The sequence below is a fragment of the Eisenbergiella massiliensis genome (assembly GCF_003435485.1).
Genome location: NZ_QVLV01000025.1, coordinates 20,047 through 35,548, shown reverse-complemented (window position 1 = coordinate 35,548; position 15,502 = coordinate 20,047). Strand labels below are relative to the sequence as shown.

The following is a 15,502-nucleotide window of genomic DNA, read 5'->3' as shown; positions in this document are numbered from 1 at the left end:
TATAAACGATACCCCACCCGCTTTCAATACCCCTCTTTTTAATTTTTCCATAATTTTCTCTTTCTAGTTTATCCACAACCTACGCCGCCTGCCGCTGTGGGTATTGCGCCCCCATTGCATAAATCAGAAATAGTAACAATTATCATTTCCCTATTGACATCTTCCTGAAAACATGTATAATGAAACATGTAAACAGCATATGCCAATTACACAAGCCGGAAACAAGAGGTGAAATTATGCCGCGTCCCATCAAGGAACGAAACGTCTGCTGCCTGCCCAAGTCATGTACCTTCGGGCCCCTGAACAGCACGGAAACAGAAGTCATATTTATGACTGTTGACGAATATGAATGTATCCGTCTGATAGATTTGAAGGGCTGTACCCAGGAGGAATGCGCGGAACGGATGACCATCGCCCGCTCCACCGTTCAGATGATTTATAATGAAGCACGCAGGAAGATGGCGGATTCCCTCGTGAATGGAAAGCTGCTCCATATCCAGGGAGGCACCTTCCGGCTCTGTGACGGAAACGGCTGCTGCCCCGCCGGTGAATGCCGGAGGCGCAAAGGCTGCAGCCAGAATTCCCCGAATAAAGATTCTCAGAAGCAAGTAACCAGTGCCGGTCAAATGCCGCCGCGTAAGCAACCCGACTGAATACCGTGGACATTTGACTCGCCCGGCCGGCGCCGGAATAATACACAGCCCGATGCCGGCATAACCAAAGGATTCCGTTGTATAACGGAGAAACAGGGAGAACATAATTATGAGTAATGTAAAATTTTTTATCTGCAGACACTGCGGCAACCAGGTGGAAATGATTCATGATGCGGGCGTTCCCGTTATCTGCTGCGGAGAACCCATGGAAGAGCTTAAGGCCAACACTGTTGACGCCAGCCTGGAAAAGCACGTTCCTGCCGTTACCGTTGAAGGCGACACCGTAAAAGTACAGGTAGGCAGCGCCGTTCACCCCATGCTGGAAGAGCATCACATTGAATGGATTTACCTGGAACTGGAAAACGGCGGCAGCCGTAAGGCACTCGCTCCCGGCGAAGCTCCCGAAGCAGTCTTCCATACCGCCGGCGTTAAGCCCGTGGCCGTATATGCATACTGCAATCTGCACGGCCTGTGGAAAACCGAATTATAACAGTCCCTTAAGCTTATACCTTAATCAGCCTTCTATTCATAAGCTCACAACGCTTTATGCTTTGTGAGCTTTATGGTGGTTTCCCATCCGATATCGTAAGCCGCTCAGGCTCATGGTAAAATAGACAAGTACATGTGAAAGGAATCATTAAAAATGAGTGAAAACTGCAATCACGATTGTTCGTCCTGCGGGGAATCCTGCAAGGACAGGGACCCGAAAAGCATGCTTCAGGCCCCTCACGAAATGTCCAGCATCAAAAATGTAATCGCCGTAGTCAGCGGCAAGGGCGGCGTGGGAAAATCCCTGGTGACTTCCCTGCTGGCTTCTTCCATGCAGAAGAAGGGATACCATTCCGCAGTCATTGATGCGGATATCACAGGCCCCTCCATCCCCAAAGCCTTCGGCATCCATGAAAAAGCATACGCCAACGAAATGGGGCTTATCCCTGTGAAATCCCGCGGTGGAATTGATGTCATGTCCATCAACCTGCTGCTGGACAATGATACGGATCCCGTGCTGTGGCGCGGCCCCATTATTGCGGGTGCAGTCAGCCAGTTCTGGACCGACGTTATCTGGGAAAATGTGGATTATATGTTTGTGGACATGCCTCCCGGAACCGGTGACGTTCCTCTGACCGTATTCCAGTCCCTCCCCTTAAAGGGCATCATCGTGGTGACCTCCCCTCAGGAGCTTGTTTCCGTCATCGTTGAAAAGGCTGTTAAAATGGCTGAAATGATGAACATCCCCGTTCTTGGCATTGTGGAAAACATGTCCTATTTTGAATGCCCCGACTGCAAGAGCAAACACAGTATTTTCGGCGAAAGCCATATCGATGAAATCGCCGCAAGACACGGAATTGCCTCCGTATCCAAGCTGCCCATCGACCCTGCAATTGCCTCCGCCTGTGACAAAGGGGAAATCGAAGCGGTGGACGCGCCCTGGCTTGCAGAGCTTTCCGCTTCTCTTGAAAAAAACTGTAATTAAATAACAATGGCGTAACAATTCAGCCTGCGGCCGGACTGTTACGCCATTGACTGTCCCGCTTTTATAAAAGATTCCAAATTGCCGCCTGCCTGTAAACATAATCAGGCTCTGCGCGGCCTGTAAAAATGACAGCTTACCAAAGATTATGGTAACTGTCATTTTTCTTACCCATTTTACAAAACGTTACTGTCCGGCCCGCACATTTTCTCATCATGGATGGACAGCGACAGAAAAAAGCTTTTGCAGGAGGATCATGCCGGACTTTTCCGCAAAGCAAAAAAGGCGCTTACACCACTCAATGGTATAAACGTCTTCATCTGAATTCCATGGATTATATGCCTGACACTGCAGCTATCAAAACCCGGCATGGAATACCGGAGGTATTTACTTATAAATCTAAAAAAAAGGGGGGGGTGCTGGTGCAGCCGAAGCCGCACCAGCGAATTTTGTGGGTTGATGACTTTTCAACTTAGGTATATCATAATACATATTTATAAATTTGTCAAATATTTTTTATAAATTTTTATATAAAATATAAATTATCTAAATTTAATTTACAAATTATACCCATATATCTTTATGATGCTTCACCTGCCGCCGCACCGGACGCAGGCCTTCCCATTATTTCCATGTCACCGGACACACGCTTTCCATTTCCACCAGCTCCGCGTTGATTTCCAGACGGACGGGAATATCCTCCATGGAACGGGCCTTCATATCGATTTTATTATGAAGCAGCATGATCAGGCTCCTGCCCAGCAGCCTGCGCGGAATCCGCATGGTGGTAAGCGTGGGTTCCATGATGCTGCATATGCTCCGCCCGTCAAAGCCGATGACCGACACATCCTCCGGCACCCGGTAGCCGGCGCTTTTCAGGGCGCGGTATACGGGAATCGCCAGCACATCATTTTCCACAAGCAGCGCTGTGGGCGGCTTCACCCCGCCCTTCCACAGCAGCTCCAGATACTCCTGCGCCTTAGCTCCCCGGCAGTTTGTGACAATATCATGCTCCCTGTTCAGCTGCAGTCCCAGATCTTCTATGGCATAATGAAAATAACGCCGTCTCTCCAGCAGCGAGCTGCGCGCAGTTCCGGTGGCTACATAGCCGATTTCCCGGTGGCCCTTCTCCTGAAGGTAGCGCACGGCGGTATAAATGCCCTGCTGGCTGTTTACCGTCACGGAGCTGGCTTTCACAAACGGATCATAGCAGTCCAGCATCACATAGGGAATATCCATGGCATCCAGCTCTTTCTTCAACTCCTGGCTCATCACGTCGGCATATACGAGCATTCCCGCATATTCTTCCCTTCTTATGCTGTCCCGGAGCCGGCTGCCCTTTTCATCATACATATGGATAATGGAAAAATGATAGCCCAGGTGCCTCGCTTCCCTCTCCGCCCCCTCAATAACGGGAGGGAAAAAAGCCGCCTCGTCCCCCTCGTCCTGATAATCGGACATGACAAGATAAGCGATATTCTTCATAGGAGCCGGGCTTCCTTCCTGCAGCTCCTGCGGTTCCTCCTTGATCATATACCCGTATCCCATCTCCTGAATTCTCGCCAGAAGAGAGCTGCGCAGTTCATCACTGATTCCGGGCTTATGATTCAGTACCAGTGACATCGTCGCAGTGGAAACGCCAAGCATTCCGGCCAGTTCTTTAGATTTAATTGCCACGATTCTTCCCCTCACTAAATTTATAAATTTTATTTATAATAATATTGTACCGTATTTTTAAATATTTTCAAGCATTTACAGGAATACTAATTAACAAACTTCAGCGGCGGATTTTAGCCATTTCTGCCACCACGGCAGAGCGCCGGGGAGTTTTTTCAAATATACGCAGGCAAAACGTAATTGTGAGGCAACAATACAGTTACAGCAAAACTATACCAGAGAAAAAGGAGGAAAGATATGCAGGAAGAAAAAAGACCTTATCACGACGGCTTATCCTTTCCCAGCGCCAATATCCCCGGCATCACACCGGAATCCGCTTTTACGGACGGGTATCTGACAGCGCTCCACACCATGGATGAAGCACATTCCCGTGTCCGGATCGGCGATGACGGCAAGGCCTCCGATATGAATCCGGAAACCGAAATGTCTCCGGACGGCTGCAATCCGGTCAGCAAAGACTCGGAAATGGAACGCGCCCATGACGGCGGGGATGACATGATTTTTCCCGGCGTACTTCCCGGTATGCCCGGTGTACTTCCGGGCGGCTACGCCGGTGCGGTACCACCCTTCTATTTTCCCGGCTCCGGATCTACCCCGGGGATGTAACCCGGAAGACGGCCGCGCCCGGACAAAAAAAGCCCTGTAAGGGAGCATATCTGCAATTTGGATATGCTTCCCTTACAGGGCTTTAATTTTTTTATCCGATCATGATATCCAGGATTTCCCGGTCGGTGTCACGCATGCCGTCACGGCCCAGGCGGGCAACATTGGCAATGGTGGATTCCACCCCTTTTTTCACGATACCGTCACCGTCCACGAATTCCTGGCCGTTCCGGTACATATAGTATCCCAGGATGCCGGCGTCCACAGCGGAAGCTATTTTGGCCGCGCAGGATGCCTTGGCGCCGTCGCACACGATGCCTGATACATTGGCCAGGGTATTGACCACCGTATGGATGATTTCTTCATAGCCGCCGCCCAGCAGATAAGCGATTCCGGCGCCGGCCCCTGTTCCCGCGCTCACCGCGCCGCAGTAGGCGGAAAGCCGTCCGATGCCTTCCTTCAGATGAATCGCCGTCAGATTGGAAATCAGCAGGGCGCGGTAAAGCTGCTCTTCTCCCGCTCCCAGCTCCCTTGCGTATTCGATAACAGGCACGGATACGGTAATCCCCTGGTTGCCGCTTCCGGAATTGATGACCACGGGAAGCTCACAGCCGTTCATCCTGGCATCAGAACCCGCGGCCGCCTTGGCCCTTGCCCGGATTTTCACATCATCGCCGTAGGCCGCAAGCAGCACCTTTCCCACGTTTGCGCCGTAGGCATGCTTCATTCCCTCTTCGGCAATGGCCATATTGTATTCTATCTGCCGATCCAGGACCTGCTTTACATCGTCCAGACGGGCGGTCAGGGCAAAATCCACGATTCCTTCCATGCTGAGAGAGGATTTTGCCTCCGCCTGGGAGCCTTCCTCATCCGTTCCTGCCGTCCGAAGTATCTCACCGTTTTTTTCCACCAGCACCACATTGGTATGGGAATCCGCTATGCGCACGCGGGCTTCCCGGTTTCCGGCCCACACAGTCACCGTAAGGTCAAAGGTACGGCAGCCGCCCGCCTTCTGAATCCGGATATCCGCTGTCTGCAGATAGTCCCTGATTTCTCCTCGCTGCTCCTCCGTCAGGCCCTCGAGAAGCTCCAGCTTATCCTCCGGCCTGCCGGAAACAACCCCTGCGGCTGCCGCGGCCTGGATTCCTTTCATGCCGCCCGTGTTCGGTACGATGACGCTCTTTACATTTTTTATGATATTTCCGCTGGCCTCCACCAGAAGCCGATCCGGCCTTTCCCCCAGCGTCTGCGCCGCCAGCGCCGCCGCATAGGCAATGGCAATCGGCTCCGTACACCCGAAGGCGGGCACCAGCTCCTGCTCCAGAATCCGGAGATATTCCCGGTATATGCTGCTGTTATGTTCCATGTTCGCTCCCATCTGTTTGTGCCTGTTCACATGCGCACTGCCCGTGATATATAAACCGCATGTGTAACTGTTCAGTACCCCTCACAGTTACCCGCAGATTTCATCTATTTTTTTGAGTTCCTCCGCCGTGAAAGAGGTTCTGTGGATAATCTCAATATTTTCCGTAATCTGGGCGGGCCTGGATGCGCCTATCAGCACACTCGTCACCTCTCCGTCCCTCAGGATCCAGGACAGCGCCATCTGCGCCAGGCTCTGCCCTCTGTTTTGTGCGATTTCATTCAGGGCGCTTATCTGATCCAGACGTTCCTGCGTCAACGCGGATTCCTTCAGGAAACGGCCGTCCCTCTTAATCCTGCTGTCCTCCGGAATCCCGTGAAGGTATTTATCCGTGAGAAGTCCCTGCGCCAGCGGACTGAAAGCGATTATACCGCAGCCGTTGGCCGCTGCAAAGGATTTCAGGCCGTCCTCTTCTATACTGCGGTCAAATATGGAATATCTGCTCTGGTTGATGATAAAAGGACACTTAAGGTCAGACAGAATCTTCATTGCCTTTTCCGTATATTCCCTGGAATAATTGGAAATTCCCGCATACAGAGCCTTCCCGCTCTTTACGATCTGATCCAAAGCCATCATCGTTTCCTCCAGCGGCGTCTCCGGATCCATACGGTGGTGGTAGAAAATATCCACATAATCCACCTTCATCCGCTTCAGGCTTTCATCTAGGCTGGAAATCAAATATTTCCGGCTGCCGCCGTCCCCGTAAGGCCCCGGCCACATATCATAGCCCGCCTTGGTGCTGATCACCATCTGGTTGCGGTAAGGGCGCATTTCACTTTCCATGATCCTTCCGAAATTCTCCTCCGCGCTTCCGTAAACAGGCCCATAATTATTCGCCAGATCAAAATGGGTAATCCCGTTATCGAAAGCCGTGAAAACCAGCTGCTTCATATTGTCATAATTGTCCTTGCTTCCGAAATTGTGCCACAGCCCCAGAGAAACCGCAGGCAGCTTCAGCCCGCTGTTTCCGCAGCGGAAATAATTCATATGTTCATAACGATCTTCTTTTGCCAAATACATTTTTTACCTCCTCTATACCGCAGGTCTGCCCGCGGTACTGCAACAACCATCTGTTTAAAAGTTCCATTCAGGCCTCACCTCTGCCCGCGCCCTAAAGCGTTTTTTTCCATATTCCTATATGCTTCTGGCCTCTTCCAGCACCCAGCGGACATGTTCTGCGGGCAGATCCCCTGGAATGGTGCAGTCTGCGCCCAGCAGAAAGCCTTTTTTACCGCAGGTTTCGATCAGTTCCCTTACCGCCTTCCTGATCTCTTCCTCATTTCCTGAGTACAGCACGCCCTCCTTCCGGTTATCCAAACCGCCCAGGGCAGGCTTCCCGCCGAAAAATTCTCTTCCCGAAGGAATATCCATCTCCTCCACATACACCGCCCAGTTAATAGCTGCGGCTTCATAGTCCTGCCATACCTCCACACGGTTCTTATCCCCGCCCCAGCCGCAACAGTGCAGAATATTATGACTGCTCAGGCCATTGGCATAATCCAGGACCTCCTTGTCAAAGGGGGTAACCAGGCTGCGGTATTCCTCCGCAGTAAACCGGAAGGTTTCCGCATTCTGCACACAGTAATAAATACCATCGCAGCCAGCTTCCTCGAGCAGCCCCTTCACCAGCGCCTTCGCATCCTCCGCAATTACGCCGCAGGCATACTTCACCGCTTCCGGGTCCGCCTTGATGCAGTCCATCATTGTTTCCCAGCTCGTCTGAAGACGGAAAAAGGAAAGAGGACAAAATACATTATAAAATACACAGCACTCCCCGTCCACCGCTTTTACAATGGCGCGCGCCCGTTCAACCTGCTCCCTGATGAACTTATGCCCGCTTCCCAAAGGCTTCATATCATAAAGCTGCGACACATTCTCCATTTTTTCCAGTGTTTCATTGGGATATCCGAAATAACCGTCGCACATGATTTTGATAAAATCCTGATCCGTATCCCTGTACCACTTAAGATGCGCATCCACACATGCCTGCCCCAACGCCTGCTCCTGCGGAAAATGAAACCAGAATGCGCCGGGAACGTGATCCGCCTCCCTGTTTTCCAATGCTGCCAGTACTCTTTCTTTCTTGTTCATTATAATTACCCTGCCTTTTCTTATTTTAAACTGACTGTCCAGTTCCTACACAGTTACCTTTCCCCAATGCCCGCTTTCAGCTCGCCTAACAGCCCGTTCAGGCTTCCTCTCCATTAAAATCACATTCATTCAAAGCCAGCATGGCCATAGTATAAATTTTCGCCGCAGAAAGCAGTTTTTCCAGATCCAGCCCCTCGTCCGGTTCATGGGCGCCGCCGTGTCCCTTCCTGAACAGAACGCCTGCCATATCCCCTTCCCGCTCAGGCATGGATCCGATGCCATAGCCAAACGCATTGGGCAGCTTCCTGGCATACGTTCCGCCTCCCATCACATAAGGTTCAGCTGTGCATCCTGTAATTTCGTTAAATAAATCCGTCAGAAGGCCAACCTCTTTTCTGTCCTTCGGGAAATAATTCGGCGCAGAATTCCTGATAAGCTCCCATTTATAACCTCCCCGGCCGCAGTACTCCTCCAGCCCGGCCTCCAGCTTTCCCGCATCCGCCGTAATGGAATAACGGATATTAAACTGCAGCCGCGCCCGATGACCCTGAAGCCTCAGCACAGTCCCCGCGCAGGTCAGACGCCCGGAAACCTCATCTGAATAAGAGATTCCAATATGCTCCCCATAATAATCCGACGTGGCATCGGCAATAAACTGAAGCAGCTTCCGATCCCCTTCCTCCAGAAGCTTGGCCCCACACATCGCGGCCGCCAGTTCATGGACAGCATTTACACTGCCTTCTGGGAAAGCGCTGTGTCTGCTGGTTCCATACGCAGTCACCCTGATTTTCCCATCCCGGGCCTCCGCCTTCACACATTCCGGAAGCGATGCCTGCAAAGCAGCCAGCTGTCCTTCCGAAACTTCTGTCCTTTTACCAACCACCAGAACCGCCCTGTCAGGGATAATATTGCCTGCGCTTCCGCCATACAGCTCCAGCACCTCATCACTGAAGTCCCTGCCGGAAACTGCAGCCCCTTCCAATATCCCCTTTTCCCCATAACAAACCGGAAAACCACAGTCCGCGATCATAGACAACGCCGGAAGCGGATATTTGGACGTGTAATACTCCAGATCCGACATCCCCCTTTCCTCATCGCACCCTGCAAAAAGACAAAGCTCATGCGCAGCCGGAAGCCCCAGCTCCCTGATACAACGCATCACATAAAGCATGGCCACTGCCGGCCCCTTATTATCCTGCGCCCCTCTGCCGATAAGATACCCATCCTTCACCACCGGCTCAAACGGCTCATAATCCCAGCCCTCCCCCAGCGGCACCACATCCAGATGATTCCACAGGCCAATCGTATTGCTCCAGTCCTGATTCTCCACACCGATGCTTCCCACATAATACTCCCGGTTCTCCGTATGGAACCCATATTTCCTTCCCATGGCAAGCATCTCATCCAGCGCATCCCTGCACCCCTGCCCAAACGGCCCCTGCTCCGCCTCCGGATCCGAAATACTGGGAATCCGCACCAGCCTCTTAATATCCTCCGTCATCTCCTCCCGATGCCCGTCAAACCACTGGCTGACCTTCTCATAAATTTCACCATCATACATTTTTCCCATATTGACTCCTATCTGGCCTCCGCCAATCTCCCCGGCCCTCTAACCCGTAAGCCTTATGTTATTATTATAGATACCAAATCACATTTCTTCTATAACCAATTCCTTCAAAAACTATGCAGTTTCAATCATTTTGGCCGGCCTGCCGCATCCGCCCCGTTTCCGTCCGCCCTTGGTCCGATGGGGGCTGGGCCTGTCTTCCTTCCCCGGGGCCGGGCGGGGTATGTTCTGTTCTGTTTGAGAAAACGGCGATGTTTCTTACCGCTCCGGGAAGTCAGAATTCTGACGTCCTTAGAGGCTTGTCTGACGAACGAAGACAATTTTAGCCGCAAATCACAAACTCACTCCTGCCAAAAAAGTTACATGCGGCTAAAATCACGGAGGAGGAGTTCAGCCTCGCTGGCAGAATTCTGACTTCCCGGAACGGTTAGAAACACCCCGTTTTTGAAACAGAACAGAAAATACCCCGCCCCGGCCCCGGGGAAGGAAGACAGGCCCAGCCCTCCTCGTACCAAGGGCGGACGGAAACGGGGCGGATGTGGCAGGCCCTCACTACCTCATGAAGAAAAACAGCCGGACTGCTGAACAATCCGGCTGTATCCGCCACCAAAAGGAGCCTACCGGCTTCCCTTATCATATATTTCACCCAAAGCGCGGGGCGCCCTGTTGTGCTTGGAAAAGAATACAAGCAGCAGAAGCGTCAGCACATAGGGGAGAATCATTACCAGATCCTGATAGCTGCTGGGCATTTCCAGCATCTGCACGATGCGGTAGCCGCCGGAACGGGCAAACCCGAACAGCAGGCAGGCTCCCAGTGTGGGGAGGATTCTCCAGTTTCCGAAAATCAGCGCGGCAATGGCCAGGTAGCCATAACCCACATAGATATTGTTGGAAAAATTCGCTGAAATGGAATAGGCGAAGCAGATGCCTCCCAGCCCGGAAAGCGCGCCGGAAACCATAACCGCCACCAGCCTTACCCTGCCCACTTCAATGCCCGCTGCATCCACCGCATGGGGATTATCGCCGCAGGCACGCAGATGCATGCCGAAGCGTGTCCGGTACATCACAAACCAGGCAATGAACGCCACCACAATAATCACGATTTCAAAGGGATATACATTGGTAAATACCGCTCCCAGTATGGGTATTTTCGAGATTCCCGGCACCGTCAGCCTGCTTGACACCCCCAGCACGAATTTGTCGGAGGCCGCCCCGAATACGGTGGCATTGATCTGCTTTGTCAAAAAGGAGGTTAATGCCATCGCCAGGATATTAATCACCACGCCGCTGATGACCATATTTGCCTTGAACCGGATACACAGCAGCGCATGAATCAGTGAAAACAGCATGCCGCCAATTACAGCAAACAGCATGGCGATGTAGAAGGGAACCGCTGAATTTCCCGCAAATTTATCCGCAACGAGCACCGCGACGAGCGCGCCGGTAAAAGCGCCGAAGCCCTGCAGGCCCTCAATGGCAAGGTTGGTAATACCGCTTTTTTCACTGTAAATACCGCCGATGGCCATGATGAAAAGCGGCAGTGCAAAGGACAGTCCGTCAATGATTACAGTATTCATTTATCCTTCCTCCCTTCCTCGTCCTTCACCCGCGACAGCAGGTAGCTGATAAACGCCGAGCATGCGGAGAACAGCAGGATGATACCCGTGATAACATCGGCAATTTCCGCCTGGATGCCCGCCGCCGAGCTCATGTAGGTACTTCCCTTGTCCACAATGGTAATCAGGAAAGAGGAGAAAATAATGCCCACAGGATTGTTGCTTCCCAGCAGCGAAACCGCAATCGCATCAAAACCGGTGCTGGAAAGCACCCTGGGCTGGATGGAAGCAAAATATCCAAGGTAATAGGTAACGCCCGCCAGGCCTGCCAGCGCCCCGGAAATCAGCATGGTGACCACAATATTCTTTCCCACATTGATGCCCGCATAACGGGAAGCGCTGCGTGAAAAGCCCACCGCTTTCATTTCATACCCCATTTTGGTCCTGTCCAGCAGGAATTTCACGGCGAACACAGCTATAAGCGCCAGGACAAAGCCCAGCGGGATATCCATTTTCAGATTTCCCACCACCGTATCCGCCAGCGTCAGGCGCGCCGCCGGGGCAATGGCCTTTGACTGCCTGGAAACCGGATCCACATAAAAGGTATTGATACAGAAGCTGCAGACATACTGAATAATGTAATTCAGCATGATGGAGGATACCACCTCATTGATATTGAATTTATATTTCAGCAGGCCGATAAGGCCGCCCACCAATGCGCCTGCCAGGATACCGATAAGCAGCACCAGAGGCTTTGACAGAACCGCGTTCAGTCCGCTGTAGCCTACCAGAATGGAGGATAAAAAGCCTGCCGCCAGCATCTGTCCGGATACGCCGATATTAAACAGGCCTGTCCGCATGGCCACCGCCACCGCAAGCGCCGCAAAAATCATGGGCGTCAGGTAATTTAAGAAGCTTAAAAAGTCGGTAAGGATGCTTTTGTATCCCGCATAGGATGCCTTGGGGGCAAGGCCGCAGCCCTGCAGCAGGTTATAATATGCTGAAAAAGGATTCTTCCCCAATACGGCAATCACCACAGCGCCTGCGATCAGGCCTATTAAAACACAGAAAACGGGAATGGTCACGCTTTGCGTCTTTTTATTTCCCAGGGTCCGGCTGATTAGTTTTTTCCAGATTGATTGTTTCTCATGCATGCCGCTTCACCCCCATCATAAATTCTCCCACTTCATTTGTGGTCAGCGTTCTGGCATCGGCAATCTTCTGTATCTTCCCGTTGTAAATTACACCGATGGTATCCGCGCAGTCCATGATTTCATCCAGTTCCAGGGAAATCAGCAGTATAGCCTTTCCCTTGTCCCTTTCGCCAATCATCTGGCGGCGGATATTCTCAATGGCCCCGATATCCAGTCCCCTGGTAGGCTGGACGAAAATCATCAGATCTGATTCCTGCTCGATTTCCCTTGCGATAATCGCCTTCTGCTGATTACCGCCGCTCATGGAACGCACAACTGTCCTCAGGCCCTGGCCGCTGCGGATATCATATTTATCGATCAGATCCTCAGCATAGCTGTCAAAGGCCTTTTTATCCAGAATCCCTTTTCTGGAAAACGGCTCCCTGAAATAGCTCCTCAGCCCCAGATTTTCCGACAGGGTGAAATCCATGACAATGCCATAATTCTGTCTGTCCTCAGGGATATAGGATATTCCCTCCAACGCCCTGCGGCGGATGGATTCCTCCGTAATATCCTTCCCGTTCAGCCACACTTTTCCTTTGTGCAGGGGAAGCAGCCCGGCGATGGCGTCAGCCACCTCAATCTGCCCGTTTCCGGCCACGCCCGCGATAGCGAAAATCTCCCCGCCATGGACAGTAAAGGAAACATCCTTAACCACCTCAAAATGATCCTGATTGACCACAGTCATATGCTCCACCTTCAGAACCTCTTTTCCGAATTCAGGCTCCTTCTTGGGCGTTTCAAAGCTGACCTCGCGTCCAACCATCAGGTTGGCCATCTTCCGGGTGCTGGTTTCCTTCACATCCAGAACGTCAATCAGCCGGCCTCTGTTCAGGATAGCGCAGCGGTCGGCCACCTTCTTGATCTCTTCCAGCTTATGCGTGATCAGGATGATGGTCTTCCCGTTTTCCCGCAGCCCCTTGATGATATCCAGGAGGAACTCGATTTCCTGCGGCGTCAGCACCGCCGTAGGCTCGTCAAAAATCAGGATTTCCGCTTCCCGGTACAGCATCTTCAGAATCTCCACCCTCTGCTGGGTGGACACGTTAATATTTTCAATCACATCCGTAGGCTCCACTTCCAGCCCATACTTCTGGGAAAGGGCGCGGATATCCTCATTGGCCTGCTTCATATCCACTGCGGGGAAAAGGCCAAGCACCTTTTTCACCGGTTCCATCCCCATGACGATATTCTCGGCTATGGTATAGTTGCTCACAAGCTTGAAATGCTGGTGCACCATACCGATATTCAGCTTCGTGGCATGATTGGGCGAAGAGATCCTTACCTTTTCCCCCCGGATATATATATCGCCCTCATCCGGCTCATACATTCCGAAAAGCATGCTCATAAGCGTTGATTTTCCCGCACCGTTCTCGCCCAGAAGGGCAAAGATTTCCCCCTTCTTTACCTGAATCGTGACATCGTCATTGGCAACAATGCCCGGGAACCGTTTGGTAATATGGCGCATTTCCACAATATAATCCGACATATATTCCCTCTCATTCCGCCGCTCTGTGGCAGCTGTATTTCCATAATATACTTAGGGGATGTCATCACCCCGTTCCTTGCTGGCATCCCCTAAATATACATGTGAATGCGGCCGCGCCGCATTCTGTGCTGTTCAATGCTGCCGCGTTTGGCGCAACAGTCTTCTGTTAAATAGAAACGGGCCGGGAATCCCGGCCCGCCTTCCCTTTCATTTCCGGAGGCAGCAAAGCGGACGGATGACTTCTATATCCGCATGGCAGCTGCCGCAAAGGTCAAATACCCATAACAGGCCAGGCAGGCGCATTCACCGCCCCGCTGTCCGTACCGGCGCATTTGATTTACTCCGCCTTGAAATCATCGGGAGTAATTCCGTTGAAGTTGGCTGCAGGAACAATTTCTCCTGCTTTTACTTTTTCATAAGCCGCATCGATCTTGGTGATGGTATCTGCGGACAGCTGGCATCTTCCGCTTTCTTTTACATAACCGGTGGAATCGGTATCTGCGCCCAGGGTTACGTTTCCTCCCTTGAAGGAACCGTCAGCGATAGTGGTCAGCGCTCTGTCAACATTAATGCTCATTACCTTCAGTCCGCTGGTAAGGATTACGTTGGCATCTCCGTTTGCCCCGTCGTCATACTGATCAACGTCACAGCCGATGATATATACGCCTTCGGCTTCCTTGGCAGCTGTGATAACACCGTTTCCGGATGCACCGGCAGCTACGAACATGATATCCACGCCTTCGTCAATAAGCGCGTTACCAACAACCTTGCCAGTTGCTTCGTCAGCAAAAGAACCTACATAATTTCCCCCTACATTCTCTCCATGTACATCAGTTCCCGCATAAGAAGGAAGTTCTACCAGTTCGACCGATTTTCCCTCGGTTTCATTTACGTATTTCACACCGCATTCAAATCCATACTGATAATTAACATTAGAAGGATAAGCTATGCCATTTACAACGGCAACTTTGTTGCTCTTAGTCTCATAAGCAGCAGCCATTCCTGCAAAGAAACCGCTCTCCTGCTCTTTAAACTGCATGGCATAAATATTTTCTACTTCTATTGATTCCTCTACGCCTTCAGGATCGGCAGGAAAAGCATCCACCAGGATGAATTTCACATTCGGGTTGTCCTGTGCGATCTGGGCGATTCCGGCAAACTGGAAACCGCAGCATACAATAGCGTCATAATCAGCTACGATGTCGGCTACTGCCTGAACGGCTGCAGCGGTGTCGCCTGTAGGCTCTTTTACAGGAGTTACGGTAGAGGAAGGATTCTTTTCGATAAAGGAAAGAATTCCGTTGTAGTTATCCTCGTTAAAGGAACCGTCATCCACTCCGGAGGGACTGGATACAATTGCGATTTTCAGTGCCGCATTGCCGGCATCTGCGGTATCGGATGCAGCTTCACTGGAAGATGCTTCCGTAGACGCTTCCACAGATTCAGCAGGCGCCGCAGTTTCCTGGGCGGGTGTGCTGCTTTCCGCAGGAGCAGTGCTGCCGGAATTGCCGCAGGCTGTCAAAGACAGTGCAAGCAGAGCAGCCATTGCAAGAGAAAGTGCTTTTTTCATAATAAAATCCTCCTTTTTTACCGTCCGAGACGGCATGTTCGAAAAAACCTAATTACAGCTAATTACAAACCAATCATAGCATTTTACCATTCAAAAAACAATGACAAAATTCCTGAAAAATTTACCTGAACGCTTTCCGCGTTACTGTTTTCCCTCCGTCCGGGCTCCTGCTGTCACGGTTCCGCCCTCCGGGATAATCCGGTTTTTAT

At 51.5% G+C, this 15,502-nt stretch carries 13 protein-coding genes; 4 read left to right on the top strand and 9 right to left on the bottom strand.

Annotated features, from left to right (window positions below; translation table 11 throughout):
* Positions 1-236: 236 nt before the first annotated feature.
* The 3 genes from DXC51_RS24150 (at position 237) to DXC51_RS24140 (ending at position 2,127) form a co-directional block, all read left to right on the top strand.
* Positions 237-653 carry a DUF134 domain-containing protein gene (locus DXC51_RS24150; RefSeq protein ID WP_117531166.1) on the top strand — a complete coding sequence of 139 codons (417 nt, stop codon included), beginning with the start codon at positions 237-239 and terminating at the stop codon, positions 651-653.
* A gap of 109 nt (positions 654-762) precedes the next feature.
* A complete protein-coding gene (locus tag DXC51_RS24145) occupies positions 763-1,143 on the top strand; it encodes a desulfoferrodoxin family protein (RefSeq protein ID WP_117531168.1) in 381 nt (126 codons plus the stop codon).
* A gap of 153 nt (positions 1,144-1,296) precedes the next feature.
* The gene (locus DXC51_RS24140; protein WP_117531170.1) at positions 1,297-2,127 is read left to right on the top strand and encodes an Mrp/NBP35 family ATP-binding protein; all 831 of its coding nucleotides are present in this window, start codon (positions 1,297-1,299) and stop codon (positions 2,125-2,127) included.
* Positions 2,128-2,748: 621 nt separating this feature from the next.
* On the opposite strand, the gene DXC51_RS24135 is transcribed toward DXC51_RS24140, so the two are convergent.
* Entirely contained in the window at positions 2,749-3,801 is a 1,053-nt protein-coding gene (locus DXC51_RS24135; protein ID WP_025488994.1) for a LacI family DNA-binding transcriptional regulator, read from the bottom strand.
* Between the two features lie 237 nt (positions 3,802-4,038).
* Here DXC51_RS24135 and DXC51_RS24130 point away from each other — a divergent pair, with 237 nt between their 5' ends.
* Positions 4,039-4,407, top strand: coding sequence for a hypothetical protein (locus DXC51_RS24130; protein ID WP_025488993.1), 369 nt, complete (start codon positions 4,039-4,041; stop codon positions 4,405-4,407).
* A 91-nt stretch (positions 4,408-4,498) separates the two neighbouring features.
* Here the strand turns inward: DXC51_RS24130 and DXC51_RS24125 are convergent, their stop codons facing one another.
* The 8 genes from DXC51_RS24125 to DXC51_RS24090 form a co-directional block, all read right to left on the bottom strand.
* Complete coding sequence (locus DXC51_RS24125) at positions 4,499-5,770, bottom strand: L-cysteine desulfidase family protein (protein WP_117531172.1); 1,272 nt, start codon at positions 5,768-5,770, stop codon at positions 4,499-4,501.
* Between the two features lie 87 nt (positions 5,771-5,857).
* A complete protein-coding gene (gene mgrA, locus DXC51_RS24120; RefSeq protein WP_021637006.1) occupies positions 5,858-6,847 on the bottom strand; it encodes an L-glyceraldehyde 3-phosphate reductase in 990 nt (329 codons plus the stop codon).
* Positions 6,848-6,961: 114 nt separating this feature from the next.
* Complete coding sequence (locus tag DXC51_RS24115) at positions 6,962-7,918, bottom strand: uroporphyrinogen decarboxylase family protein (protein WP_117531174.1); 957 nt, start codon at positions 7,916-7,918, stop codon at positions 6,962-6,964.
* A 97-nt stretch (positions 7,919-8,015) separates the two neighbouring features.
* Positions 8,016-9,488, bottom strand: coding sequence for a Sapep family Mn(2+)-dependent dipeptidase (locus DXC51_RS24110; protein WP_117531176.1), 1,473 nt, complete (start codon positions 9,486-9,488; stop codon positions 8,016-8,018).
* A 614-nt stretch (positions 9,489-10,102) separates the two neighbouring features.
* Complete coding sequence (locus tag DXC51_RS24105) at positions 10,103-11,062, bottom strand: ABC transporter permease (protein WP_117531178.1); 960 nt, start codon at positions 11,060-11,062, stop codon at positions 10,103-10,105.
* Complete coding sequence (locus tag DXC51_RS24100) at positions 11,059-12,195, bottom strand: ABC transporter permease (protein ID WP_117531180.1); 1,137 nt, start codon at positions 12,193-12,195, stop codon at positions 11,059-11,061. The genes DXC51_RS24105 and DXC51_RS24100 overlap by 4 nt, the downstream gene beginning before the upstream one ends.
* Positions 12,188-13,723: an ABC transporter ATP-binding protein gene (locus tag DXC51_RS24095; RefSeq protein WP_117531182.1), complete on the bottom strand. Its 1,536-nt coding sequence runs from the start codon at positions 13,721-13,723 to the stop codon at positions 12,188-12,190. Before DXC51_RS24095 ends, DXC51_RS24100 begins: the two co-directional genes overlap by 8 nt.
* A 337-nt stretch (positions 13,724-14,060) precedes the next feature.
* Positions 14,061-15,293: a BMP family lipoprotein gene (locus DXC51_RS24090; protein ID WP_025488985.1), complete on the bottom strand. Its 1,233-nt coding sequence runs from the start codon at positions 15,291-15,293 to the stop codon at positions 14,061-14,063.
* Between the last annotated feature and the right edge of the window lie 209 nt (positions 15,294-15,502).